Annotated in this window: 1 protein-coding gene; it reads right to left on the bottom strand. The window is 46.7% G+C overall.

The window, feature by feature from the left end; translation table 11 throughout:
• Nucleotides 1–625 (bottom strand): hypothetical protein (locus VXS03_RS20095; protein WP_327765537.1); only part of this gene is annotated, 625 nt, incomplete at both ends.

Genomic DNA, 625 nt, shown 5'->3' with positions numbered 1-625 from the left:
GTCACCATGAATGACTTGCCCTTGCTGAGTCGTTTCATCAATAGTGGTGCCGCTATCGGTACCAAATTCGGGGTTAGCGCCATCCTTGATAGTGATATCAACATTGGCAGGCTTTTGTAGCCAATCACCATCAGTGTCTTGCGCCTGAATCGGCACATCAATGGTGATCTGATCATTAACGCTATCGACTAAACCATCCACACCACTGTCGGTGTGATTTAATGGTTTTTCTTGAGTGATAGTCACTTTCACATCGATATCGTGACCATTCGCTGCTTGTACCGCATCCAATGATACCGTCACAACTGGCTCACCCGTTGCGGTACTACCGATTAATACGCCTGTTGCAGCATCATAATGGAAGCTGATCGCTTCATTATTGCTCGTGGTTAATTCAGATGACAGTTCATCTATTAACGTGGTTAATTGTTTTGGATCGATGGTCACTTTACTTGGATCAAGACGGTCTGCACCCGCCTCAATCACAACCGTCGTATTACCCGAAACCGGATAGCCTTGCTCGCTGCCTTGTGGGGTTAAATCGCCTTCAGTAATGGTGATTTCACCGTGCTCATTACCCCCCGCGTCTGCACCATCAGTGATATCAATCACTACTTGACCGTTA

Origin of the sequence: Photobacterium sp. S4TG1 (assembly GCF_036040035.1) — a bacterium.
Taxonomy (GTDB): Bacteria; Pseudomonadota; Gammaproteobacteria; order Enterobacterales; family Vibrionaceae; genus Photobacterium.
This window is presented reverse-complemented; position numbering and strand designations above follow the sequence as displayed.